Origin of the sequence: Pseudomonas sp. xss_4 (assembly GCF_043104125.1) — a bacterium.
In the GTDB taxonomy this organism is placed as follows: Bacteria; Pseudomonadota; Gammaproteobacteria; order Pseudomonadales; family Pseudomonadaceae; genus Aquipseudomonas; species Aquipseudomonas parafulva_B.
This window is the reverse complement of record NZ_JBICKJ010000090.1, coordinates 157,864-182,249: the sequence shown is the minus strand read 5'-3', so window position 1 is coordinate 182,249 and position 24,386 is coordinate 157,864. Positions and strand designations below refer to the sequence as shown.

At 61.6% G+C, this 24,386-nt stretch carries 19 protein-coding genes; 16 read left to right on the top strand and 3 right to left on the bottom strand.

Features of this window, described 5'->3' with window-relative positions; genetic code table 11:
* Positions 1 to 134: 134 nt before the first annotated feature.
* From gap to ACF8GB_RS19930, 6 genes are all read left to right on the top strand, one after another.
* A complete protein-coding gene (gap, locus tag ACF8GB_RS19955) occupies positions 135 to 1,136 on the top strand; it encodes a type I glyceraldehyde-3-phosphate dehydrogenase (RefSeq protein WP_027913781.1) in 1,002 nt (333 codons plus the stop codon).
* 203 nt (positions 1,137 to 1,339) lie between these two features.
* Positions 1,340 to 1,855, top strand: coding sequence for an RNA polymerase sigma factor (locus ACF8GB_RS19950; RefSeq protein ID WP_058604445.1), 516 nt, complete (start codon positions 1,340 to 1,342; stop codon positions 1,853 to 1,855).
* Between the two features lie 79 nt (positions 1,856 to 1,934).
* Complete coding sequence (locus ACF8GB_RS19945; RefSeq protein WP_326384301.1) at positions 1,935 to 2,897, top strand: FecR domain-containing protein; 963 nt, start codon at positions 1,935 to 1,937, stop codon at positions 2,895 to 2,897.
* A gap of 168 nt (positions 2,898 to 3,065) precedes the next feature.
* Positions 3,066 to 5,654, top strand: coding sequence for a TonB-dependent receptor (locus ACF8GB_RS19940; RefSeq protein ID WP_392527508.1), 2,589 nt, complete (start codon positions 3,066 to 3,068; stop codon positions 5,652 to 5,654).
* Between the two features lie 144 nt (positions 5,655 to 5,798).
* The gene (locus ACF8GB_RS19935; protein WP_058604442.1) at positions 5,799 to 6,392 is read left to right on the top strand and encodes a biliverdin-producing heme oxygenase; all 594 of its coding nucleotides are present in this window, start codon (positions 5,799 to 5,801) and stop codon (positions 6,390 to 6,392) included.
* A 51-nt stretch (positions 6,393 to 6,443) separates the two neighbouring features.
* Entirely contained in the window at positions 6,444 to 6,857 is a 414-nt protein-coding gene (locus ACF8GB_RS19930; protein WP_058637531.1) for a YbaN family protein, read from the top strand.
* Here ACF8GB_RS19930 and arcD (ACF8GB_RS19925) read toward each other — a convergent pair.
* A complete protein-coding gene (arcD, locus tag ACF8GB_RS19925) occupies positions 6,837 to 8,264 on the bottom strand; it encodes an arginine-ornithine antiporter (RefSeq protein WP_058637530.1) in 1,428 nt (475 codons plus the stop codon). The genes ACF8GB_RS19930 and arcD (ACF8GB_RS19925) overlap by 21 nt on opposite strands.
* Before the next feature lie 426 nt (positions 8,265 to 8,690).
* Here arcD (ACF8GB_RS19925) and arcD (ACF8GB_RS19920) point away from each other — a divergent pair, with 426 nt between their 5' ends.
* From arcD (ACF8GB_RS19920) to gltS, 7 genes are all read left to right on the top strand, one after another.
* Positions 8,691 to 10,118, top strand: coding sequence for an arginine-ornithine antiporter (gene arcD, locus ACF8GB_RS19920; RefSeq protein WP_058637529.1), 1,428 nt, complete (start codon positions 8,691 to 8,693; stop codon positions 10,116 to 10,118).
* Between the two features lie 31 nt (positions 10,119 to 10,149).
* Entirely contained in the window at positions 10,150 to 11,403 is a 1,254-nt protein-coding gene (gene arcA / locus ACF8GB_RS19915) for an arginine deiminase (protein ID WP_058604438.1), read from the top strand.
* Between the two features lie 66 nt (positions 11,404 to 11,469).
* The gene (locus ACF8GB_RS19910; RefSeq protein ID WP_058604437.1) at positions 11,470 to 12,480 is read left to right on the top strand and encodes an ornithine carbamoyltransferase; all 1,011 of its coding nucleotides are present in this window, start codon (positions 11,470 to 11,472) and stop codon (positions 12,478 to 12,480) included.
* A gap of 88 nt (positions 12,481 to 12,568) precedes the next feature.
* Positions 12,569 to 13,498, top strand: a complete 930-nt coding sequence (gene arcC / locus ACF8GB_RS19905; RefSeq protein ID WP_078479035.1) for a carbamate kinase — start codon at positions 12,569 to 12,571, stop codon at positions 13,496 to 13,498.
* A gap of 48 nt (positions 13,499 to 13,546) precedes the next feature.
* Positions 13,547 to 13,915, top strand: coding sequence for a DUF5064 family protein (locus ACF8GB_RS19900; protein WP_392527507.1), 369 nt, complete (start codon positions 13,547 to 13,549; stop codon positions 13,913 to 13,915).
* A gap of 71 nt (positions 13,916 to 13,986) precedes the next feature.
* Complete coding sequence (locus ACF8GB_RS19895) at positions 13,987 to 15,495, top strand: sigma-54-dependent transcriptional regulator (RefSeq protein WP_326384299.1); 1,509 nt, start codon at positions 13,987 to 13,989, stop codon at positions 15,493 to 15,495.
* Positions 15,496 to 15,659: 164 nt separating this feature from the next.
* On the top strand, positions 15,660 to 16,859 hold the full coding sequence (gene gltS, locus ACF8GB_RS19890) for a sodium/glutamate symporter (RefSeq protein WP_078479037.1): 1,200 nt from the start codon (positions 15,660 to 15,662) through the stop codon (positions 16,857 to 16,859).
* A 79-nt stretch (positions 16,860 to 16,938) separates the two neighbouring features.
* Here gltS and ACF8GB_RS19885 read toward each other — a convergent pair whose 3' ends face one another.
* Positions 16,939 to 17,205, bottom strand: coding sequence for a bacteriocin immunity protein (locus tag ACF8GB_RS19885; protein ID WP_078479038.1), 267 nt, complete (start codon positions 17,203 to 17,205; stop codon positions 16,939 to 16,941).
* Positions 17,198 to 19,183 (bottom strand): S-type pyocin domain-containing protein, encoded by a 1,986-nt coding sequence (locus tag ACF8GB_RS19880; protein ID WP_392527506.1) that lies wholly within the window; start codon positions 19,181 to 19,183, stop codon positions 17,198 to 17,200. Before ACF8GB_RS19880 ends, ACF8GB_RS19885 begins: the two co-directional genes overlap by 8 nt.
* Before the next feature lie 555 nt (positions 19,184 to 19,738).
* Here ACF8GB_RS19880 and gcvH point away from each other — a divergent pair.
* The 3 genes from gcvH to gcvT all read left to right on the top strand — a co-directional run bounded on the left by gcvH (position 19,739) and on the right by gcvT (position 24,192).
* Positions 19,739 to 20,122, top strand: coding sequence for a glycine cleavage system protein GcvH (gene gcvH, locus ACF8GB_RS19875; RefSeq protein WP_058637524.1), 384 nt, complete (start codon positions 19,739 to 19,741; stop codon positions 20,120 to 20,122).
* A gap of 11 nt (positions 20,123 to 20,133) precedes the next feature.
* Complete coding sequence (gene gcvP, locus ACF8GB_RS19870) at positions 20,134 to 22,989, top strand: aminomethyl-transferring glycine dehydrogenase (RefSeq protein WP_196124868.1); 2,856 nt, start codon at positions 20,134 to 20,136, stop codon at positions 22,987 to 22,989.
* Between the two features lie 81 nt (positions 22,990 to 23,070).
* Positions 23,071 to 24,192 carry a glycine cleavage system aminomethyltransferase GcvT gene (gene gcvT / locus ACF8GB_RS19865; protein ID WP_196126950.1) on the top strand — a complete coding sequence of 374 codons (1,122 nt, stop codon included), beginning with the start codon at positions 23,071 to 23,073 and terminating at the stop codon, positions 24,190 to 24,192.
* Positions 24,193 to 24,386 lie beyond the last annotated feature (194 nt).

The following is a 24,386-nucleotide window of genomic DNA, read 5'->3' as shown; positions in this document are numbered from 1 at the left end:
TTAAACAAAATACTGCCACTAAAAAGGCTTGTTTTCTATCTGCAACTGAATAATCTTGTAATTCCAACAACAAAACCGTTTCAGTGAAGCACCTTTGTGCCACAGGTTTGACTCGGACTGCCAGAGGTATCGCCATGACCCTTCGCATCGCCATCAACGGATTCGGCCGCATCGGGCGCAATGTCCTGCGCGCACTCTATACCCAGGGCTACCGCCAGGACATGCAGGTCGTCGCCATCAACGACCTGGGCGACAGCACCATGAACGCCCACCTGCTCAAGTACGACAGCGTGCACGGTACCTTCGAGGCCAGCGTCGAAGCCGACCACGAAAGCCTCACCGTCAACGGCGACCGCATCGCGGTCAGCGCCATTCGCAACCCGGCCGAACTGCCCTGGAAAGCCCTGGCGATCGATGTGGTCTTCGAATGCACGGGGCTGTTCACCGAGCGCGACAAGGCTGCTGCGCACATCGCCGCCGGGGCTGGCAAGGTAATCGTCTCCGCGCCAGCCAAGGGCGCTGATGCTACCGTGGTGTATGGCGTCAACCACGACGTGCTGCGCGCCTCGCACCAGGTCATCTCCAACGCTTCCTGCACCACCAACTGCCTGGCGCCCATCGCCCAGGTGCTGCACCGCGAGTTCGGTATCGAGCAAGGCCTGATGACCACCATCCACGCCTACACCAACGATCAGGTGCTGACCGACGTGTACCACAGCGACCCTTATCGCGCCCGTTCGGCCACCCAATCGATGATCCCGAGCAAGACCGGCGCCGCCGAAGCCGTGGGTCTGGTATTGCCGGAACTGGCTGGCAAGCTCACTGGCATGGCCGTGCGGGTACCGGTGATCAACGTGTCGCTGGTGGACCTCACCGTCAACCTCAAGCGCGAAGCCACGGCCGAACAGGTCAACCAGCTGTTCCTGGAGGCCAGCAAGCATTCGCGGGTACTGGGCTACAACGCCCTGCCCCTGGTCTCGTGCGACTTCAACCACAACCCGCTGTCGTCGATCTTCGATGCCAATCACACGCGGGCCAATGGGCGCATGCTCAAGGTGCTGGCCTGGTACGACAACGAGTGGGGCTTCTCCAACCGCATGCTGGACAACTGCCTGGCGCTCTGTCGCGCTCAGTAACGGCTGTGCCAGCACGCGCTGGCCACTGAAATGGGCCACACGGCTGGCACTCAATGCTGGGGTATATAGCCCGTATCGTCGTAGCCGCTTCGCGGCTTCGGCGAGGCCCGCGGCGCCGTTACGATTTACCTACAGAGTGCAGCTTGACCTCAAGCAGGGATGATAAGCATTATCATTGGCCGCTTGTCAGGTCAGGTCGCTCCGTGAGTCAGTCCCGGTTCAATTCCGTATTCCTCAGCCAGAGGCCCATCTTGCTGCGCACGCTCCAGCGTATGGTCGGCAACCCTTGTACCGCCGAAGACCTGCTCCAGGAAACCTACCTGCGCGTCTCACGCGCACTGGGCGAGCGTTCGGTCCAGCACATCGAACCTTTCGTCTTTCAGACCGCGCGCAATCTTGCGCTCGACCATTTGCGTGCCCGCCGCGTACAGGCCCGAACCCTGGTCGAAGACGTCTCTGACGAGGTGGTAAACAATGTCGCCGTGCCCGCCAGCAGCAACGAAGAGGCTGCGCATGCCGAGCACCTGCTCCGTCACCTGAGCGAAAGCCTGAAGCAACTGACCCAGCGCCAGCAAAGGATCTTCACGCTAAGCCGGCTGCACGGCGCCACCTATCTTGAAATCGCCCAGCAGCTGGGGGTTTCTGCGAGCACGGTGCAAAAGGAACTGAAGTTGATCATGGGTATCTGCCTGGGTGTGGCCCAGCGCCTGGACGACTGACGGGCCGCCGCGATGAGGCCTGCTTGCCACATCACGCCAGCGCCCTGATCATCTGCGCACGCCCGCTCAAGGATTCACCGTGACCGACAGCCCCGAACATCCTCCATCACCTGCCACGCCCGATGCGCGTCGTCGCGCCACGGACGAGGCCTTGGCATGGCTGGTGCGTCTTGAAACCGCCGAGCCTGCCGACCACCTTGCCTTCGAAACCTGGCTGCACGCCAATCCTGAGAATGCTGAAGCGTTCGTGCAGGCCGAGGCCTTGTGGAACGGCGCAGCGCTCAAGCAGGCCGCTGCACAGCTGCAGGGCCATACACCGCGCCCTCGCGCCGGTCGTCTGCGTCGCCATTGGAAACCACTGGCCACCGCCGCCGCGCTGCTGGTAGGCCTGTTCATGTTCGGCAACGTGCCAGTGCGCCTACAAGCTGATCACCTGACGGTCGTGGGTGAACGTCACCGGGTGGAACTGCAGGACGATGCCCGGGTGCTGCTCAATACCCAATCAGCGTTTGCCAGCGAGCGCAGCGACGGGCAACAGGTCGCCCGCCTGCTGCAAGGCGAGGCATACTTCCAGGTCCCCAAGGGCGCGCCGGCCCCGCTTGAGGTGCAGGCCGGCCCACTGCGCGCCCAGGCACGCGACACTGATTTTGCCGTCCGCCTGCTCGATGGCCAAGCTTGGGTCAAGGTGCAGCGCGGCGACGTCGACGTACAAGGAGGTCGCGATCAGCGTATCCGTTTGCAGGCCGGCGAGAGTATTCGCGTCGGGCCCGACGGGTTCGGTGCACGCAGGCAACTGGACATGCGCAAGGACCTGGCCTGGGTCGATGGGCGCCTGGTCTTCGAAAACTGCCCCTTGAGCCAGGTGCTGGCCGAGCTGCGCCGCTATTACCCCGGCTGGATCATCAATCGCAATGAGCGGCTGGAGAAGATCGCCGTCACCGGCAACTACCGCCTCGACCAGCCGCTTGAGGCGCTACGTGCGTTGGCCCACATCACCTCGGCACAACTGCATGAGTATCCGGCGCTGGTCATCCTGAACTAAGGCGCCTGCCCACGCACGGCAGCGCGCCACACGCCCAGCTGGGCGCAGGCGATTTATTTTTACGCGATAGCGCCCCCCTGTCCGTCTCGTCATAGCCAATGCAATTGATTCTTGTTCAATCAAGAACGCACACCCTATGAACAGTTCGCGCGTCAGGGAGCGCTTTCGATGCCCACCAGTCCTATCCGTTCGACCCTACGTCCCCGCCTGAAGGGGCAACTGTCCCTGTTATCACTCGCCTTGCTCACCACAGGCGCCTACTCCCTCCCCACGCTGGCGGCCGAGCCAGCGTCGGTGAGCACCTCGCGCGTGGGCGCTTACCACTTCGGCATCGCCCAACAGCCGCTGGTATCGGCCATCAATGCGTTCAGCCAGGTCACGGGCTGGCAGGTGGGCTTCGACGCCCGCCTGGCCGAAGGGGTCGCCTCCCCCGGCATACAAGGTGCACTGCCCCCGGAGCAGGCACTCAAACACCTGCTACAGGGTACTGGCCTGGTCCCGCGCACCATCAGCCGCGGCAACGTGGTGCTCGAGCGCCAGTCAGGTCGCGGGGCCATAGCCCTGCAACAGGTGACCGTCAGCGCTACCCGCAGCGCCCAGGACGTGAGCCAGGTCCCCAGTACGGTCAGCGTGCAGACCCGAGAACAACTCGACCGGCAGAACGTCAACACCCTCCAGGACCTGGTGCGCTACGAGCCGGGCGTCTCGGTGGCGGGGACCGGGCAGCGTAGCGGCCTGAACGGCTACAACATTCGCGGCATCGACGGCGAACGGATACTCACCCAAATCGACGGTGTGGCCATCCCGGACAGCTTCTTCTACGGGCCCTACGCCCAGACCCAGCGCAATTACGTCGACCCGGAAATCATCAAGCGTGTGGAAATCCTGCGCGGCCCAGCCTCGGTGCTCTACGGCAGCAATGCCATCGGCGGTGCGGTGAGCTATTTCACCCTTGATCCTGAAGACATCATCAAGCCCGGCCGAGACGCTGGTGCACGACTGAAAACCGGCTACAGCTCAGCCGATGACAGTTGGCTGACGTCCGCCACCGTAGCTGGTCGTGAGGGCAGCCTGGACGGCCTGCTGCACCTGAGCCAGCGCAACGGTCACGAAACCCAGAGCCATGCCGATCACGGCGGCGTGGGCCTTGCACGCACCCGCGCCAACCCGGTGGATGCGCGCACCACCAACGTGCTGGCCAAGCTGGGCTGGGACTACGCCGACGACGCCCGGCTGGGCGTGACCTACGAACGCTTCAAGGACGACCGCGACCAGAACCTGCTCAGCGCAGTAGGCGGGCCGTTCATCCCGGGTTTTGGTGCCAGGAATTCGTACCGCATGCGCCAGGGCAACGACACCATCACCCGCGAGCGCTTCGGCCTGAACCACCGTTTCGGCCTGGACAGCCTTTTCGCGGACGAGGTCAAGTGGAGCCTGAACTACCAGATCGCCAAGACCGATCAGCGCACCGACGAGCTGTACGTCGCGTCGGGGCGTCAGGTACTGCGCGACCGCCAGACCACCTACAAGGATCGTCAGTGGATCTTCGATGCCCAGCTGGAGAAGGCCTTCAGCCTTGGCCAGACCGATCACTCGCTGACCTATGGCACCACCCTCAAGCACCAGAACGTCACCGGGGCGCGCAGCGGTACTGGCACGTGCGTGAACATCGGCGGCACTTGCCGGGGTATCGGCCAGGACAGCCCGCGCGACGGCCAGGCGCTGGTCAGCGACTTCCCGGACCCGACCGTCAATACCTACAGTTTGTTCGTTCAGGACGAGGTTCGCTGGGGCAACTGGACGTTCCTGCCAGGTGCGCGCTACGACTACACACGCATGGCGCCTCACTTTACCGACGCCTTCCTGCGCGGGCTTGACGCCAGCGGTACGGCCCCGGCTTTCCAGGATGATTCGGACAAAAAGTGGCACCGCGTGTCGCCCAAGCTGGGGGTGACCTATGCCTTCAACGACCACTACACCGGATACGCGCAATACGCCCAGGGCTTCCGCACGCCCACGGCCAAGTCCATGTACGGCAAGTTCGTGAACCTGGAGCAAGGCTACCGCGTGGAGGGTAACCCTGGCCTGCAGCCTGAGCGCAGCAAGGGCCTGGAAACCGGCCTGCGCGGCCGCTTCGACGCGGGCAGCTTCGATGTGGCGGTCTACTACAACAAGTACCGCGACTTCATTGACGAAGACGCCGTGCAAGGCGCCAACCTCGAGCAGACATTCCAGGCCAACAACATCAAGCGCGCGACCATCAAAGGTGCCGAGGTAAGAGGCCAGCTGGAACTCGACCGGTTTGGCGCGCCAGCGGGGCTGTATGCACAAGGCTCCCTGGCGTACACCTACGGGCGCAACGACGACAGCGGCCAGCCGCTCAACACCGTCAACCCGCTCAAGGGCGTCGTGGGCCTGGGCTACACGCAGGGCGACATGGGTGGGCTGCTGAGCTGGACGCTGGTCAAGCGCAAGACGCGGGTCGACGACAGCACCTTCTATTCGCCCGATGGCTCGGCGTCGAAGTTCCGCACGCCCGGCTATGGCGTACTGGACCTGACCGGCTTCTACAACGTCACCGATGACATCACGGTGAACGCTGGCCTGTACAACCTCACCGACAAGAAATACTGGCAGTGGGACTCGGTGCGCAGCTACGACGGCCAGGGGGAGGCCGGGGTGACCCAGCCGGCCAACATCGACCGCCTGAGCATGCCGGGCCGTAACTTCGCCATCAACGTGGTGTGGGATATCTGAGGCGCTGGCGCAGCTGGGGCCGGCCGGGCCGCTGTGCACCCGGCTTGGCTCCCAGCACCCACGCCTGCTCCTGCAGGCTTTTTACGCCCCCGCTCCTGTTGATTCGTCTTGTATTGAAACGCTTTGCTTTCCAAGGACTGCATCATGAACAACCGCGCTTCTTCGCTTACCCAACGCCTGAACCTGGTGACCCAGGCGCCCCATGCCGCACTCGACGCCTTGGTCAAATCCCATGCGCCATTCGATAGCCGCGAAAGTTTTGCCCGCTTCGTGGTTGCCCAGTACCTGTTCCAGGCCGAACTGCAGCCGCTTTACAACGACCCGCAATTGATCGCCCTCCTACCCGACCTTGCCGAGCGCTGTCGAGCCCGTCAGGCGCGTCAGGACCTGGCGGACCTGGACATGCAGGCGCCTGCCGAGCTACCGGGGGCGGTGCAACGTCCAAGCATGGCAGAGGCACTAGGCTGGATCTTCGTGTCCGAAGGCTCCAAACTGGGCGCCGCGTTTCTGATCAAGCGGGCCGCGGCGCTGGGCTTGTCGGAGACCTTCGGCGCCCGTCACCTGGGCGAGCCCGCCGGTGGGCGCGCCGAAGGCTGGAAGCAGTTCACGCGAACACTCGATGGCCTGATACTGTCAGCTGAAGAAGAGGCGGCTGCCGAACACGGCGCCGTCGCAGCGTTCGAGCGCTTCACCGTCTTGCTCAAACAGGCCTATGCCATGAATGCCGAGCAGGCTTGAAACACTTTCAAGGCCCTCTGACCGGGGGCCGTTCGTTCTAGCAGTGAGCCCATGACCCAACCTGCCCGCTCCAAAATTGCCCGTCTGCTGTATGCGATCCTGGCTTACGCAAGCCTGGGGGTAGGCCTGGTCGCCATTGTCGTTCCGGGCTTGCCGACCACCGAATTCATCCTGTTGTCGGCGTGGGCGGCCACGCGAAGCTCGCCTCGCCTGTCCGCCTGGCTCGAAAGCCACCGGTTGTTTGGCCCTATCCTGTACAACTGGCGCAACGGCAAGGTGATCCAGCGGCGGGCCAAGGTCAGTGCGACGGTCAGCATGTTGCTCTGCGCGGTTTTGATGCTGGTGTTTCTTGAGCATCACTGGCCGGTATTCCTGGCCATTGCCGGTATGAGCCTGGGCAACCTGTGGATCTGGTCGCGACCGGAACGGCCGTTCACAGCCGGCTCACAGGCTCAGCAACCCTGACCAGAGGGCATAGCCTGCCAGCGCCGCACCCGATAGCACGGCGGCGAAGATCAGCTTCTCTGTCAGCGTGAAAAGCTTAAGCCCTTGCTCATGTTTGGCCCGGGCAAACAGGATCACCCCCGGCGCGTACAACAGTGCCGAGAGCAGCAGGTACTTCAGGCCACCGGCATACAGCAGCCAGACGGCGTACCCAACCGCGAGCGCGGCCACGAGCAGGTCCTTGCGCCGCTGGGCCGGTTGGCCTTCGTAAGTCTCTCCCCGCACGGCCAGCGACATGGCGTAGGCGGCGGACCACAGGTACGGCGCCAGAATCATGGACGAGGCCAAGTAGATCAGGCTGGTATAGGTACCGGCGGACACCAGCGTGATCAGTAAAAAACCCTGGATCATGCCGTTGGTCAGCCACAGTGCATTGGCAGGTACCTGGTTGGCGTTCTCCTGGGCAAGGAAACGGGGCATGGTCTGGTCGCGCGCCGTGGCGTAGAGAATCTCGGCACACAGCAGCGCCCACGACAGTAACGCCCCCAGCAACGAAACCGCCAGCCCCAGGCTGATCAGCAACGCGCCCCAAGGGCCGACGATGTGGGCCAGGACCGCCGCCAGCGAAGGGTTCTGCAAACCGGCCAGCTCCGGTTGCGTCATGACCCCTAGGGAGAGGACGTTGACCAGTACCAGCAGTGCCAGCACACCCACGAAGCCGATGACCGTGGCCCTGCCCACGTCGGCCCGCCGCCGAGCCCTGCCTGAGTACACACTGGCGCCTTCGATACCGATGAAGACGAACACCGTTACCAGCATCATGTTGCGCACTTGCTCGAGCACGCTGCCGAACGCCGGATTGTCCAGCCCCCAGATGTCCTGGGTGAAGATATCCAGGCGAAAAGCGCAGGCCGCGATGACGACGAACAGCACCAGGGGCACCACTTTGGCCACTGTGGTCACCAGGTTGATGAACGCCGCCTCGCGAATCCCGCGCAATACCAGAAAATGCACCGCCCACAGCAACACCGAGGCACACCCGATGGCCACTGGGGTATTGCCTTCACCGAACACCGGGAAATAGAACCCAAGGGTGCTGAACAACAGCACGAAATAACCGACATTCCCCAGCCAGGCACTGATCCAGTAGCCCCACGCCGAGGAAAAGCCCATGTAGTCGCCGAACCCAGCCTTGGCATAGGCATACACGCCTGAATCCAGTTCAGGCTTGCGGTTGGCCAGCGTCTGGAAGACGAAGGCCAGGGCCAGCATGCCCACGGCAGTGATCCCCCAGCCAATCAGCACCGCCCCGGCCTGGGCACGGGCCGCCATGTTCTGGGGCAAGGAGAAAATGCCGCCTCCGATCATCGAACCCACGACCAGCGCCACCAATGCCCCTAGACGCAGTTTCTGTCCTTGTTCGCCCATAGGTCTCCAAATATTTCCTGACAGTGTTGCAGTTGTAACAAGACGCTGTTTATTAATAGAGGCTGACCTCAATTACAGCCGTACTCTCATTTAGCCACTAAGCCATTAACGTCTAAGCGTGCGGTTGTTAAGAACTCCAGAGTGCCAACCGGTTCACACTATTTCGATAAAAGCATAAATACCGGTAAAAAATTTGCGCTCTGCCCAGAAGCGACTAGTTTCAACCTTCGCAGGGCAGAGGGATGAAGCGTAGCAAGACATGGAGGTGCCAGCGTACAAGGCCTGCAGCCATGGCAGTCGGCAATCTCCAGGAGTTCGGTAAGGTAATTCAACGCCCTTACCTTGCAATGCACTGATCCATATCAGCGTATGGCCACGGCATCAGATTTAATCTGTGGCCAACTTCCTCCTGGCAGGAGTTGTTAAATGTCTGATTCTCCCGCAAAACTAAAACTCGGTGCGTTAGTTGCGCTGGTCGTCGGCTCGATGATCGGTGGCGGCATCTTTTCCCTTCCGCAAAACATGGCCGCCAGCGCCGGCGTAGGCGCAGTGTTGATTGGCTGGGCTATCACCGCCGTGGGCATGCTGACCCTGGCTTTCGTATTCCAGACGCTGGCCAACCGCAAGCCTGACCTTGACGGCGGAGTCTATGCGTATGCCAAGGCCGGTTTCGGCGATTACATGGGCTTTTCTTCGGCCTGGGGGTACTGGATCAGTGCCTGGCTGGGGAACGTCGGCTATTTCGTGCTGTTGTTCAGTACCCTGGGCTACTTCTTCCCGGTATTTGGCGAGGGCAACACGCCGGCCGCGATCATCGGCGCCTCGATCCTGCTGTGGGCAGTGCATTTTCTGGTGCTGCGAGGCATCCGTGAAGCGGCGTTCATCAACCTGGTTACCACGGTGGCCAAGGTGGTGCCGTTGGTGCTGTTCGCGCTGATCTGCCTGTTCGCCTTCCGGCTGGACGTCTTCACCGCCGATATATGGGGCACCGGTACACCTGAACTGGGCGGCGTGATGAATCAGGTGCGCAACATGATGCTGGTGACGGTGTGGGTGTTCATCGGCATCGAAGGCGCGAGCATCTTCTCATCCCGTGCGGAAAAACGCTCCGATGTGGGCAAGGCCACCGTCATCGGCTTCATCACCGTGCTGTTGTTCCTGGTGCTGGTCAATGTGCTGTCGCTGGGCATCATGACCCAGCCTGAACTGGCAGGGTTGCAGAACCCCTCGATGGCGGCCGTGCTCGAGCACGTGGTCGGCCACTGGGGCGCCGTGCTGATCAGCGTCGGCCTGATCATCTCGCTGCTCGGTGCGCTGCTGTCCTGGGTGCTGTTGTGCGCCGAGATCATGTTCGCCGCTGCCAAGGACCACACCATGCCGGCCTTCCTGCGCCGCGAGAACGCCAACCAGGTGCCTGCCAACGCCTTGTGGCTGACCAACGCCATGGTGCAGATCTTCCTGGTGATCACGCTGTTCTCCAACAGTACCTACCTGTCGCTGATCTACCTGGCCACTTCGATGATCCTGGTGCCCTACCTGTGGTCGGCGGCCTACGCCGTGTTGCTGGCGGTGCGCAGTGAAACCTACCAACAAGCGCTGGCCGAACGCCGCAAGGACCTGTTCATCGGCAGCGTCGCCCTGCTCTATGCCATCTGGCTGCTGTATGCCGGCGGAGTGAAATACCTGCTGCTCTCGGCGCTGCTGTATGCCCCTGGCGCCATCCTGTTTGCAAAGGCCAAGCGTGAAGTGGGCCAACCCGTCTTCACCCCCGTGGAAAAACTGATTTTCGCAGCCGTGGTCGTCGGTGCCCTGGTGGCAGCCTTCGGCCTGTACGACGGCTTCCTGACGCTGTGATCCCTCTTCGACTCAATGGAGGATTCAAACCATGTCCGCTGAAAAACAGAAATACGGTGTGCATTCCGAAGCCGGCAAGCTGCGCAAGGTCATGGTGTGCGCGCCGGGCCTTGCGCACAAGCGCCTGACCCCGACCAACTGCGACGAGCTGTTGTTTGACGATGTGATCTGGGTGGATCAGGCCAAGCGTGACCACTTCGATTTCGTCACCAAGATGCGCGAGCGGGGTGTCGATGTGCTGGAAATGCACAACCTGCTGACCGACATCGTGCAGCAACCCGAAGCGCTCAAATGGATACTGGACCGCAAGATCACCCCCGACACCGTCGGGGTAGGCCTGACCAATGAGGTGCGCAGTTGGCTCGAAGGCATGGAGCCGCGTCATCTGGCTGAATTTTTGATTGGCGGTGTGGCTGGCCAGGATCTGCCGCAAAGCGAAGGCGCCGAAGTGGTCAAGATGTACAACGACTACCTGGGCCATTCGAGTTTCATCCTGCCACCGTTGCCCAATACCCAATTCACCCGCGACACCACCTGCTGGATCTACGGGGGCGTTACGCTCAACCCCATGTACTGGCCGGCACGGCGCCAGGAAACGCTGCTCACCACCGCCATCTACACGTTCCACCCGCAGTTCACAGGCGCCGACTTCCAGGTCTGGTACGGGGACCCGGACAAGGACCATGGTCAGTCCACCCTCGAAGGCGGTGATGTCATGCCCATCGGCAACGGCATCGTGCTGATCGGCATGGGCGAGCGCACCTCTCGCCAGGCCATCGGCCAGTTGGCACAGAGCCTGTTCGCCAAGGGCGCCGTGCACAAGGTCATCGTCGCCGGCTTGCCCAAGTCCCGCGCCGCCATGCACCTGGACACCGTGTTCAGCTTCTGCGACCGCGACCTGGTCACGGTCTTCCCCGAGGTGGTCAGCGAGATCGTACCGTTCATCATCCAGCCCGACGAAAGCCGGCCCTATGGCATGGACGTGCGCCGCGAGCACAAGTCGTTCATCGAGGTTGTGGGCGAACAGCTGGGTGTGCGCCTGCGGGTGGTCGAAACCGGCGGCAACAGCTTTGCCGCCGAACGCGAGCAATGGGATGACGGCAACAACGTGGTGGCGCTGGAGCCAGGCGTGGTCATTGGTTACGACCGCAACACCTACACCAATACCTTGCTGCGCAAGGCCGGGGTCGAAGTGATCACCATCAGTGCTGGCGAACTGGGCCGCGGCCGCGGCGGAGGCCACTGCATGACCTGCCCTATCGTTCGCGACCCCATCGATTACTGACGTCCATCAACCAAGCCGCCCCTACCCGGTAGCGGCCCGGCGTTCACCACACCCAGGAGAAAAGTCATGGCGTTCAACATCCACAACCGCAACCTGCTCAGCCTGGAACACCACAGCACCCGTGAGCTGCGTTACCTGCTGGACCTGTCCCGCGACCTCAAGCGGGCCAAGTACACCGGCACCGAACAGCAGCATCTCAAGGGCAACAACATTGCGCTGATCTTTGAAAAAACCTCCACGCGTACCCGTTGTGCTTTCGAAGTGGCCGCTTACGACCAAGGCGCCAACGTCACCTACATCGACCCGAACTCCTCGCAGATCGGCCACAAGGAAAGCATGAAGGACACCGCTCGCGTGCTCGGGCGCATGTACGACGCAATCGAATACCGCGGCTTCAAGCAGGAAATCGTCGAAGAACTGGCCAAGTATGCCGGCGTGCCAGTATTCAATGGCCTGACGGATGAATATCACCCTACCCAGATGATTGCCGACGTGTTGACCATGCGCGAACACAGCGACAAGCCGCTGCATGACATCAGCTACGCCTACCTGGGCGATGCGCGCAACAACATGGGCAACTCGCTGCTATTGATCGGCGCCAAGCTGGGCATGGACGTGCGCATCGCTGCGCCCAAGGACCTCTGGCCCCACGATGACCTGGTGCAACGTTGCAAGCAGTACGCCGAGCAAAGCGGTGCCCGCATCACCCTCACCGAAGATGCCAAGGCCGCCGTCAAGGGCGTGGACTTCATTCATACCGACGTGTGGGTATCGATGGGCGAACCCATCGAAGCCTGGGGCGAACGCATCAAGCTGCTCAAGCCCTACCAGGTCAACGCCGAGCTGATGAAGGCCAGCGGCAACCCCAGGACCAAGTTCATGCACTGCCTGCCGGCGTTTCACAACTGCGAAACCAAGGTGGGCAAGCAGATCGCCGAGCAGTACCCGGACCTCACTAACGGCATCGAAGTGACCGATGACGTGTTCGAGTCCCCGGCCTGCATTGCGTTCGAGCAAGCGGAAAACCGCATGCACACGATCAAGGCGATTCTGGTGTCGACACTGGCCGATCTGTAGATCGCCGCCTGCTTTGGCATTGCGGCTGTTAGCGGGCCGCATTAGCCGTCCTGCAGCCGCTCACGACTTTCGATAAAGGACATTCTCCATGCGTATCGTTGTTGCACTAGGCGGCAATGCCCTGCTGCGCCGTGGCGAGCCCATGACCGCGCAAAACCAGCGCGCCAACATTCGTACCGCTGCCGAGCAGATTGCCAAGATCCACCCCGGTAACGAGCTGGTAATCGCCCATGGCAATGGCCCGCAAGTGGGCCTGCTGGCCTTGCAAGGGCTGTCGTACAAGCCCGACGAGGCCTATCCGCTGGACGTGTTGGGCGCCGAAACCGAGGGCATGATCGGCTACATGATCGAGCAGGAACTGGGCAACCTGCTGGACGTCGGCGTGCCGTTTGCCACCCTGCTGACCCAGGTCGAAGTGGACGCCGAGGACCCTGCGTTCAAGGACCCGAGCAAGTTCATCGGCCCGGTCTACAGCAAGGATGAAGCCCAGCGCCTGGCCGCTGAAAAGGGCTGGGTGGTCAAGCCTGACGGGGACAAATACCGCCGGGTGGTGGCAAGCCCCAGGCCCAAACGCATCTTCGAAATCCGCCCTATCAAATGGCTGCTCGAAAAGGGCAGCATCGTGATCTGTGCCGGCGGCGGCGGCATCCCGACCCTCTACGATGAACACCGTAAGCTCAAGGGTATCGAGGCGGTGATCGACAAGGACCTGTGCTCTGCACTGCTGGCCGAACAGCTCGAGGCCGACCTGCTGATCATTGCCACCGATGTGGAGGCGGCGTACATCGATTTTGGCAAGCCGACCCAACGCGCCATCGCCCAGGCCCACCCTGACGAGCTGGACACGCTAGGTTTCGCGGCAGGTTCGATGGGGCCCAAGGTGCAGGCGGCCAGCGACTTTGCCCGGCACACGGGCAAGGTGGCGGTGATCAGCTCGCTGGCCAATATCGAGCGCATCGTGACCGGTACCGCCGGCACGCGGGTTTCGACCGCTGCCCCTGGGATCAGCTACCGTTGAATACCGTCGGCGGGCCATGTGCCCGCCCAATCTCATACAGGAGAGCCCATGGCCAAATATGAACCCGGTTACGTCCACATCGAGCGCACTGCGCTCAACAGCAGTGACCACAGCTATGACCTCAAGGTGGACTACGAGGCCTTTACCGACCCCCGTGAGGGCAGGGGCATTCAGTTCCGCATGAGGGGCAGTATCGAGGGCAAGCCTGTCGACGAGGCTTTCTTTCTGCCCAAGGATCAGGTGCTGCCCAGTTTTCTGATGCAACTGAGTCGCCGCGCCCAGGCTTACCTGGCCCCACCGAAGAAATTCGAAAGCCTGGCTTCACCCCACAGGATCTACGACTGGATGTTCGAGGACATCCGCGCCAAGCTGGACGTGAAGTCCGGTGACCCCATCAAGCCTGAGCATCTGGAGTAGGACGCGACCCGTCACGAGCAGGATCCGCTTGAGGCATACTAGCGCCCTACCCGGCCATTTCGTATTGCCCCATGCGTATCCATGTCAGCTTCATCGACCGCGTCGGCATCACTCAGGAAGTCCTGGCGCTGCTCGGTGCGCGCAACCTCAACCTCGATGCCGTGGAGATGGTGCCGCCGAACGTCTACATCGACGCACCGACCCTCAGCCCCGCCGTGCTGGAAGAGCTGCATGACGCCTTGTTCGACGTACAGGGTGTGAAGGCAGTGGAGGTGGTCGACATCCTGCCGGGGCAACGTCGTCACCTGCAGCTCGATGCACTGCTGGCCGCCATGAGCGACCCAGTGCTGGCGGTGGACAGGGCCGGCAAGGTGTTGCTGGCCAACCCTGCGCTGGTGGCGTTGTGTGGTCGGGAGTCGGCCGGGCGCTGCGTAGGCGAGTTGTTTGGCGACCCGGGCCTGCTGCAAGCGTTGCTCGACAGCAACTTTCACCTGCCCATGCGCGAAATGCAGCTCAATGGCCAGAGCCTGCTGCTCGACGCCATGCCAATCACCCACACCGGCGGCCTGCTGACACTTTACCCGCCCACGCGATTGGGTGAGCGGCTATCAGCCCTGCGCCACGATCATGCCGAGGGTTTCGACGCCCTGTTGGGCGAATCACCCGCCATCCGTACCCTGAAGGCTCGGGGCTTGCGCGTGGCCACCCTGGATGCACCGCTGTTGGTGCATGGCGAGACCGGCACCGGCAAGGAACTGGTGGCCCGCGCCTGCCACGCGATCAGCAGCCGTCACGCGGCCCCCTTTCTGGCCCTGAACTGCGCTGCCTTGCCTGAAAGCCTGGCCGAGAGCGAACTGTTCGGTTATGCACCAGGCGCCTTCACTGGCGCTCAGCGCGGCGGCAAGCCAGGGCTGATGGAGCTGGCCAACCAGGGCACGGTGTTTCTCGATGAGATCGGCGAGATGTCCCCCTACCTGCAAGCCAAGCTGCTGCGTTTTCTCAGTGACGGGAGTTTCCGCCGCGTGGGGGGCGACCGGGAAGTGAAGGTCAACGTGCGTATCATCAGCGCGACCCACCGTAACCTGGAGCAGATGGTGGCCGAGGGCACGTTCCGCGAGGACCTGTTCTACCGCCTCAATGTGTTGAACCTGCAAGTCCCTCCCCTGCGTGACCGCGGCCAGGACATCCTGATGCTCGCGCACTTCTTCATGCAGCAGGCCTGCACACAGATCCAGCGGCCTGCCTGCAGGCTCACCTCCGCCACCCACAGCGCCATGCTGGCTAACCCTTGGCCGGGCAATGTGCGGCAATTGCAGAACGTGATCTTTCGCGCCGCCGCTATCTGCGAAAGCAACCTGGTGGACATCGGCGATTTGGACATCGCTGGCACGTCTGTCAGTCGCACCCATGAGGGCGACGTGGCCAGCCTGGAACAGGCCGTGGGTGATTTCGAGCGTGAGCTGTTGCAACGGCTGTATACCAGCTACCCCTCGACCCGATTGCTGGCGGCCCGGCTGCAGACCTCACATACCGCCATTGCCCAACGCCTGCGCAAATACGGAATTCCTGGAAAAACCTGAGGTTGACGACAATTCCCTCTGTTTTAGCAGACTTTTCCTAGGCGTTCCCCGGATACGTCTTTCGTCACGCCTCGTAGAATGGTGCCAGTGCAATCCTGCCTGTCACCCCGCCAGACCGCCCCAGAGCGGTCAGCGGTCCGTTATGGATTCAACGAGAGTACCTGATGTTCGAACTCGATTTTTACGGCACGCTGGTGGCCGCTTCCCTGGTGCTGCTGCTAGGTCGCGGTCTGGTCGCACGCATAGGTTTTCTGCGTGCCTACAACATCCCTGAACCGGTCGCCGGTGGCCTGGTGGTCGCGATTGCCCTGCTGGTGCTGCGCACCTTCGATGTGCAAGTTCACTTCGACACCTCCCTGCAGACACCTTTGATGCTGGCATTCTTCGCCACCATCGGCCTGAACGCCGATTTTGCCAGCCTGAAAAAAGGTGGGCGTGCGGTGGTCCTGTTCCTGGCGGTGGTGACCGGCCTGCTGGTGGTGCAGAACGCCTTGGGCATCGGTCTGGCCACGGCGCTGGGGTTGGACCCGTTGATGGGTCTGCTGGCCGGCTCGATCACCCTGTCGGGAGGCCATGGCACCGGTGCTGCGTGGGGCGCCACCTTCACTGAAAAGTTCGGCCTGGCCTCGGCCTCGGAGCTGGCATTGGCCTCCGCCACGTTCGGGCTGGTCTTGGGCGGCTTGATTGGCGGTCCCGTGGCCCGCCTACTGATCAAGCGGGTCGCGACCCCTGGCTTGGCTAATAACACGCCTCAGTTGCCCTCAGGCTTCGAGCAGCCGGAGAAAGAACGCCTGATCACCTCGTTTTCCGTGATCGAGACGCTTGCCCTGATTGCAGTGAGCCTGTTGACCGGTACCGTGCTAAATGAGCTGCTCAAGGGCACTGCCTTCGAGTTGCCAAACTTCGTCTGCGTATTGTTCGTGGGCGTACTGCTGCGCAATGGCCTGTCAGCCTTCGGCTTTTATCAGGTGTTCGAGCGGGAAGTGTCGGTACTGGGCAATGTGAGCCTGTCGTTGTTTCTGGCCATTGCGTTGATGTCGTTGAAACTGTGGGACCTGGCTGCACTGGCACTGCCTTTCTTTGTGCTGCTGGCGGCGCAGACCCTGCTGATGGCGCTGTTTGCCATCTTCATCACCTTCCGGGTCATGGGCCGCACCTACGACGCGGCTGTCCTGTCCGCCGGCCATTGCGGCTTCGGACTGGGTGCAACGCCTACCGCAATCGCGAACATGCAAGCGGTGACCCAGCGGTTCGGGCCTTCGCACGTGGCATTTCTGGTGGTGCCGATGGTGGGGGCGTTCTTCATTGACTTGATCAATGTGGTGGTGATCAAGGTGTATCTGGCGCTGCCGTTTTTTCAATAATGAACCTGTGATGGCGTTGCCGAACCGGTAAGCTGAAAGACTCCCGCACGATGAGCTGCGGGAGTCGTCTGTTTTGGATTCAGGATGGCTTGAAACCTGGAAGCCCCTGCTCAGCGCGCCACCGTTTCACTTCGTCAACTACCGCTTTAGGGGAGGATTCAATCCCGACCCTGTGTGGGCGGTAAATCAGATTTGATTTTGCGGGGTGCTGGACAAGGCGTTCAAATTCAAGTACGCCACGAGTATGCTCCCTGTCATTAGGGAAGTACTGAGGGTCACTGTGATATAAGGCATACACCAATTGAAAAAATTCTCGCTCAGTATAATCACTTATTTCTTTAGGCATCGTTTCGATTCCGCTTATGCAGGGACTGATGGAATTTTGGTGATACTATTCTCAGGTTGTCAATGTCATACACATCTCTGCCATCAGCAATACGTTTCACATGGTGAATTTCATATTTGATCTTTTTTCCAACTCGCTCGTCAAGTTCTGCCAACGGCGCAAGCCCCCTGCGCATACTTAACAATTCAGCTGGCGTAAACTCGCTCTCGAACAACGGGCTTCTTCCAATAGTCTGCCACAGGCGACGCCTGAACGCCGCCCAACTGCTAAACTTCTTACCCCTCAATTTACTGGCAACTTGCTGCGGAATCGGCACCCCCTCGCGGTTCCCCGCCGTCAAAAAGGTGCCTGTGATCAGCTGTCCTTTACCTTTCACCACCCCCGGCATGTTCCGACGGCTCTTGAACATCACGTAGAGCGGTGGCAGCCCGGAGTCGCTTGGGAATATGATGACAACGTCATCGAACCCTAAGTCCGGCAAGTCCGGATACGTGTCCAACCGCCCTTGAAGGGGTTCGAGGATGGGGCCAATGAGGTGGGTAGGAGACGGCGGTGCAGGTGGCAGGCTTGTCGAACTGTCTGTCGGTTCGATCGCCGGTGTCCAGGTCAGGGTTCTGGGCGGCACATCGTCGGTGACGACCGTGTACTGACCGCTCTGGGCGTCGTAAGCGGCCTTCAATACGGGCACTGCAGAAGGGATCACCTGGCCATCGGTATTGGCCACGAACAGTTCGATTGGCCCGCCCAGCGTCTGCACCTCGCCCATGCGCAACGGCAGGTCGATCACTGCCCGCTCGACCGCCTGCGTTTGAGCGGCGGAATCAAGCTCGATCGACAATTCGGTCAGGGGCACACTCAGCAGATAGTTGCCAAGCGGCAACACCTTTGCCTTGCGCTCCCCATTACCCAGCTTGGGCGCATGCAACAGTGCGGCAATGCCGATCAGGAACGGGGTGGCAACCGCTTCCAACGAGGCGGCGTTCAACGCGCAGATGGCACCGCGTACAGCGGCTCCAAGCGAAACGCCAGCAGCGAGGCTAACCGGCGTAGCGCCAGCGGACAGGCTGAGATGCGCCTGTGCCTTTGCGATGGCCAGCGGCACTGGGTAGGTATTGGCCTGTTTGAGGGTTTGCTCGGCCAGGGTTTTTTCAGCGGCGGCTTTGGCGGCGGCTTCACGCGCAATAGCCTCGGCCTCGGCTTTTGCTTTTGCCAGGGCCTGTGCTTGTTTGAGGGCCTGCTCCTGAGCGCGTGCCTGGGCTTGGGCCTCAGCACGTGCCCGTGCTTGAGCCTCGGCACGTGCCTGTGCCTCAGCCTGGGCGCGTGCCTGAGCCTCGGCTATCCGCTGCGCCTGCGCGTCAGCGAGCGCCTGCGCCTCGGCTTGTGCAAGCGCGTGCTGCAATGCGCCGATTTGACCCTGGAGCATTTGAATTTCGGCATCGCGCAGTTGCGTTTGATAGGCAGCCGTGAACGATTCCTGGATCAGCGTGCGCAAATCGTCCTTTCGCACGACACCTTTTTCAAACCATCTGTAGGTGGCGTCGATATAGTCTTTTCGCGTCTTGCCCAGTGGCGTCGATCCAAAATATCGGTCTGCTACTTCAGTCTGAACATGACGGTCTTCAACTTTACGCGCGATCAACAGGTTACGCGCGGCAATGTCGTGTGCGAGCATGCCGGCGGTAGACGCGGGTGGCGGCCCTAGCGTCTGTTTTACCAAAGCGACATCATGCTCGAGGGTTTGAGCCACACGTCCCAGCGCTTGGGTAAATACTGCACTGGCATGGTCATTTACAGTTTCCAGAATCTGCGGTTCACTGTTTATCACATACCGGAAATGTTCAATTATTGTACTGCCTGGGTGATACTGGTCGGCGGGAAACAATGGCCCTGAATAGCCGGGAGGAAGAAGATTGGGCCCTGAGGGTGTACCTCCCACATAGGTAGGAGGCAATTCAACTTGCCTGCGCTTGCGTGTCATACATCATCCTTAATCAAGCTTACAAACAAGCCAGGCATCATGAATATGCCTGACGGTCGTCATGAGCGATCCGCCTGATTTGTCACTCAGGCATGTAGAGGATCACGCGTGAACCGTACAGGCGATCCATGCGGGCAATGAGAGGGTCAAAGTTCCCGACAACTAAAGTTATACAGGAAGTAGATCCTGCTAAAACGTTGTCGACCCCGTCAGGGAACTCTGGTTATTGTTTGCCAGATTTAATGTTTGACTATTGCTGTGCAGCGTCATGCATTTCTCAAGTTGGAATAGGAAATCAGCCGTATCAAATTCAATACACCGTATCGAAAACGGTACACCGCCCATCCCACGCCGCGCTGAGAGATGAACGGCGCCCAAAGGGATAACCAAGACTTGAGCGTATCGATTTCGTTACAGAAGCCTATTCGGTAATCAGCGAGCCAGCACTCCCTCCCCCGCTTTCATGGGTCCATGCACAGTTGGCCACCTTATTGCTTACTGAAAACCCACCAGAGCGCGAACCTAATCGTGCCACCCGGTCCACGAGGATTTTTCATGAGCGAGTTGCGTTTCACCGACGACCACGAATGGCTGCGCGTAGAAGCCGATGGCAGCGTCACCGTAGGGATCACCGCCTATGCCCAGAATGCACTGGGCGATGTGGTGTTCGTGCAGCTGCCGGAGCTGCGTCACTATGAAAAAGGCAGCGAAGCGTCCACCGTCGAGTCGGTCAAGGCTGCCAGCGGCGTGTACATGCCGCTGGCCGGCGAAGTGATTGAGGTCAACGCCCAGCTTGAAGATAGCCCCGAGCTGGTCAACGAGGACCCGCTGGGCGAAGGCTGGTTCTTCCGCTTCAAGCCTGCCGACGCCAGCGCTGTGAGCGCCCTGCTCGACCAGGGTGCCTACGACCGCCTGCTCAACGCCAACGACGACGCCTGAGGAACCACGCCATGACGATCAACCTCGGCACTGCCAATGAGTTCATTGCCCGTCACATCGGGCCACGCAGCGAAGACGAGCAGGCCATGCTCGCCACTCTGGGCTTCGATTCACTGGAGGCCATGACCGACGCCGTCATCCCCGCCAGCATCAAGGGTACCAGCGTGCTGGGCACGGACGATGGGCACAGCGAAGCGGATGCGCTCGCCGCCCTGAAGGCCATCGCCGGCAAGAACCAACTTTTCAAAAGTTACATAGGCCAGGGTTACTACAACACCCACACGCCCGCGCCCATCCTGCGCAATCTGCTGGAAAACCCGGCCTGGTACACCGCGTACACGCCCTACCAGCCAGAAATTTCCCAGGGCCGGCTGGAAGCCTTGCTCAATTTCCAGACCCTGATCAGCGACCTCACAGGGTTACCGATCGCCAATGCTTCGCTGCTCGATGAAGCCACGGCGGCTGCCGAAGCCATGACGTTCTGCAAGCGCCTGTCGAAGAACAAGGCCAGCAACCGCTTCTTTGCCTCGATGCATTGCCACCCGCAGACCCTCGATGTACTGCGTACCCGCGCAGAGCCCTTGGGCATCGAGGTGCTGGTGGGCGACGAGCAGGCGCTCGATGATGCCAGCCCATTCTTCGGCGCTTTGCTGCAGTACCCCGCCAGCACCGGTGGTATCTTCGATTACCGGGAGGTGGTGCAGCGGTTCCATCACGCCAATGCGTTGGTGGCCGTGGCGGCAGACCTGCTGGCCTTGACTCTGTTGACCCCACCTGGCGAGTTCGAGGCCGACGTGGCCATCGGCAGCGCCCAGCGCTTTGGTGTGCCCCTGGGCTTCGGCGGGCCGCATGCGGCCTACTTCGCGACCCGCGATGCCTTCAAGCGCGACATGCCAGGGCGCCTGGTCGGCGTGTCGATAGACCGCTTCGGCAAGACGGCCCTGCGCTTGGCCATGCAGACACGTGAGCAGCACATTCGCCGCGAAAAGGCCACCAGCAACATCTGCACCGCCCAGGTGCTGCTTGCCAATATTGCCAGCATGTTCGCCGTCTATCACGGCCCTGAAGGCCTCAAGCGCATTGCCCAACGTACCCACAGCCTGACCGCCATCCTGGCACAGGGCCTGCGGGCAATGGCTGTGCCGGTCGTGAGCGACACGGCATTCGATACCCTGACCCTGGCTACCGGCGATGCCACCCTCAGCCTGCACGAGAAAGCGCGCGCCCAAGGCATCAACCTGCGCCAGGTCGATGCCGGCCATGTAGGTGTATCGCTGGACGAAACCACCACTCCGGCCGATGTGCAGGCGCTGTGGCAGCTGTTCGGCGCTGGTCAAACGCAGCCTGACTTCCAGGCGCTGGCCGCCAGCAGCGGTACACTACTGCCCGAGGCCTTGCTGCGTCGTTCGACGTTCCTCGAACACCCCGTGTTCAACCGCTACCACAGCGAAACGGAGTTGATGCGCTACCTGCGCAAGCTGGCCGACAAGGACCTGGCCCTGGACCGCAGCATGATCCCGCTGGGCTCGTGCACCATGAAGCTCAACGCGGCCAGCGAAATGATCCCGGTCACCTGGGCAGAATTCGGCAACCTGCACCCCTTCGCCCCAGCGCAGCAGAGCCAGGGCTACTTGCAATTGACGTCGGAGTTGGAGGCCATGCTCTGCGCAGCCACGGGCTACGATGCCGTATCGCTGCAACCCAACGCCGGTTCTCAGGGCGAGTACGCGGGCCTATTGGCGATCCGCGCCTATCATCGCAGCCGTAACGAAGGGCATCGCGATATCTGCCTGATCCCTTCTTCAGCCCATGGCACCAACCCGGCAACGGCCAACATGGCCGGCATGCAGGTGGTGGTCACGGCCTGCGACGCGCGCGGCAACGTTGACGTCGCCGACCTGCGTGCCAAGGCCATCGAGCACCGCGAACGCCTGGCGGCGCTGATGATCACCTACCCGTCCACCCATGGGGTGTTCGAGGAAGCGATCGGCGAGATTTGCGCCATCGTCCACGACAACGGCGGCCAGGTTTACATCGACGGCGCCAACATGAACGCCATGGTCGGCCTGTGCGCGCCGGGCAAGTTCGGGGGCGATGTGTCGCACCTGAACCTGCACAAGACCTTCTGCATTCCCCATGGCGGCGGTGGGCCGGGCGTAGGGCCGATCGGCGTGAAATCGCACCTGGCGCCCTTCCTGCCGGGCCATGCCGCCCTGGGCACTGCCGAAGGCGCGGTATGCGCCGCACCCTTCGGCAGCGCCAGCATCCTGCCGATCACCTGGATGTACATTCGCATGATGGGGGGCGCGGGGCTCAAGCGGGCTTCGCAGATGGCCATCCTCAATGCCAACTACATCGCTCGCCGCCTGGAGGAGCACTACCCGGTGCTGTACACCGGCAGCAATGGCCTGGTCGCCCATGAGTGCATCCTGGACCTGCGCCCGCTCAAGGACAGCAGTGGCATCAGCGTCGACGACGTGGCCAAGCGCCTGATCGACTACGGCTTCCATGCCCCGACCATGTCGTTCCCGGTGGCAGGCACACTGATGATCGAGCCGACCGAAAGCGAATCCCGGGAAGAGCTGGACAGGTTCTGCGAAGCCATGATCCAGATCCGCGAGGAAATCCGCGCGGTAGAGGACGGCACGCTGGACAAGGACGACAACCCGCTCAAGAACGCGCCGCACACCGCAGCGGAACTGGTGGGCGAATGGGCCCATGGCTACTCCCGCGAGCAAGCGGTCTACCCGCTGCCTGGCCTGGTGCAAAGCAAGTACTGGCCGCCTGTGAGCCGGGTCGACAACGTCTTTGGCGACCGCAACCTGGTCTGTGCCTGCCCGTCGATCGAAAGCTACCAGGACGTCTGACAGCGCCGGATCCTGAGTGTGTCATTCGCCTGGCGGTCAATGTCCCCGGACATTGACCGAAACCCATGCAAGGAGTCATCGATGTCCGAAACACTGCTCAAAACCCCACTGCATGCCCTGCACCTGGAACTGGGTGCGCGCATGGTGCCCTTCGCGGGCTACGACATGCCGGTGCAGTACCCTCTGGGCGTGCTCAAAGAGCACCTGCACACCCGTGAACAAGCCGGGTTGTTCGACGTCTCGCACATGGGGCAAGTTCTGCTCAAAGGTCGCGACGCTGCCAGTGCCCTGGAAACGCTGGTACCGGTCGACATCATCGACCTGCCCGTTGGCATGCAGCGCTATGCCATGTTCACCAACGAACACGGGGGCATCCTCGACGACCTGATGGTCGCCAATCTGGGTGACGAAACACTGCTGCTGGTGGTGAACGCCGCCTGCAAGGATCAGGACCTGGCGCATCTGCAGCGGCATATCGGCCAACGTTGCGAGGTCCAGCCGCTGTTCGACCAGCGTGCCCTGCTCGCCTTGCAAGGGCCGGCAGCGGTCAAGGTTCTGCAGCGTCTGGCGCATGAAGTGGCTGACATGACGTTCATGCAGGTGCGTCCTGTCACGTTACTGGGCCATCCGTGCTGGGTCAGTCGGTCGGGTTACACCGGGGAGGATGGTTATGAGATCTCCGTGCCGGTGGCGGGCGCAGAGACGCTCGCCAGGGAGCTGCTCAAGCAGCCAGAGGTCCAGCCGATCGGCCTAGGGGCCCGTGACTCGTTGCGCCTGGAAGCTGGCCTGTGCCTGTATGGCCATGACATGAGCAGCGACACCTCGCCCGTGCAAGCCAACCTGGTGTGGGCAATGTCCAAGCCACGTCGGGCCGATGGTGCCCGTGCCGGCGGCTTTCCGGGCGCGCAGGCCATCTTCGGCCAGCAACGTGAGGGTGTAAAACGCAAGCGGGTTGGTTTGCTGCCCCAGGAACGCACACCTGTGCGCGAAGGCGCCGAGATTGTCGATGCAGAAGGTACCCTGGTCGGCACCATCTGCAGTGGCGGCTTTGGGCCCACACTCAGCGCCCCTGTGGCGATGGGGTATGTCGACACCGAACATGCCGCCCTGGACACGCTTTTATATGCCCTTGTGCGCGGTAAGAAGGTGGCCTTGAAAGTCAGTAAAACGCCGTTCGTAGCGCCCCGTTACTATCGCGGTTAAGGCAGTTTCATCGACGACGTGGCAGTGCTCGGTATCTTCGTTTACGAACGTGGCGCGCGCCACTGCGAACATGGCGCCAGGCCAGGCGCCATGCACTTTTCGGCGATTTGACCAAGGGTTGTAAAACAGTCACTTTTACACCCGCTGCAAGGCTTGTTTTTCGCTCGGTAGTTGGCGTAGAGTCAACGCACTGT

Excerpts from the sequence above, each read along its gene's own strand:
- ACF8GB_RS19940 (WP_392527508.1), top strand. The coding sequence starts at position 3,066 with ATGCCCACCAGTCCTATCCGTTCGACCCTACGTCCCCGCCTGAAGGGG.
- gap (WP_027913781.1), top strand. The coding sequence starts at position 135 with ATGACCCTTCGCATCGCCATCAACGGATTCGGCCGCATCGGGCGCAAT.
- arcD (WP_058637529.1), top strand. The coding sequence starts at position 8,691 with ATGTCTGATTCTCCCGCAAAACTAAAACTCGGTGCGTTAGTTGCGCTG.
- ACF8GB_RS19910 (WP_058604437.1), top strand. The coding sequence starts at position 11,470 with ATGGCGTTCAACATCCACAACCGCAACCTGCTCAGCCTGGAACACCAC.
- arcA (WP_058604438.1), top strand. The coding sequence starts at position 10,150 with ATGTCCGCTGAAAAACAGAAATACGGTGTGCATTCCGAAGCCGGCAAG.
- ACF8GB_RS19935 (WP_058604442.1), top strand. The coding sequence starts at position 5,799 with ATGAACAACCGCGCTTCTTCGCTTACCCAACGCCTGAACCTGGTGACC.
- ACF8GB_RS19880 (WP_392527506.1), bottom strand. The coding sequence starts at position 19,183 with ATGACACGCAAGCGCAGGCAAGTTGAATTGCCTCCTACCTATGTGGGA.
- gcvT (WP_196126950.1), top strand. The coding sequence starts at position 23,071 with ATGTCCGAAACACTGCTCAAAACCCCACTGCATGCCCTGCACCTGGAA.
- arcD (WP_058637530.1), bottom strand. The coding sequence starts at position 8,264 with ATGGGCGAACAAGGACAGAAACTGCGTCTAGGGGCATTGGTGGCGCTG.
- ACF8GB_RS19900 (WP_392527507.1), top strand. The coding sequence starts at position 13,547 with ATGGCCAAATATGAACCCGGTTACGTCCACATCGAGCGCACTGCGCTC.
- arcC (WP_078479035.1), top strand. The coding sequence starts at position 12,569 with ATGCGTATCGTTGTTGCACTAGGCGGCAATGCCCTGCTGCGCCGTGGC.
- ACF8GB_RS19885 (WP_078479038.1), bottom strand. The coding sequence starts at position 17,205 with ATGCCTAAAGAAATAAGTGATTATACTGAGCGAGAATTTTTTCAATTG.
- ACF8GB_RS19930 (WP_058637531.1), top strand. The coding sequence starts at position 6,444 with ATGACCCAACCTGCCCGCTCCAAAATTGCCCGTCTGCTGTATGCGATC.
- gltS (WP_078479037.1), top strand. The coding sequence starts at position 15,660 with ATGTTCGAACTCGATTTTTACGGCACGCTGGTGGCCGCTTCCCTGGTG.
- gcvH (WP_058637524.1), top strand. The coding sequence starts at position 19,739 with ATGAGCGAGTTGCGTTTCACCGACGACCACGAATGGCTGCGCGTAGAA.
- gcvP (WP_196124868.1), top strand. The coding sequence starts at position 20,134 with ATGACGATCAACCTCGGCACTGCCAATGAGTTCATTGCCCGTCACATC.
- ACF8GB_RS19895 (WP_326384299.1), top strand. The coding sequence starts at position 13,987 with ATGCGTATCCATGTCAGCTTCATCGACCGCGTCGGCATCACTCAGGAA.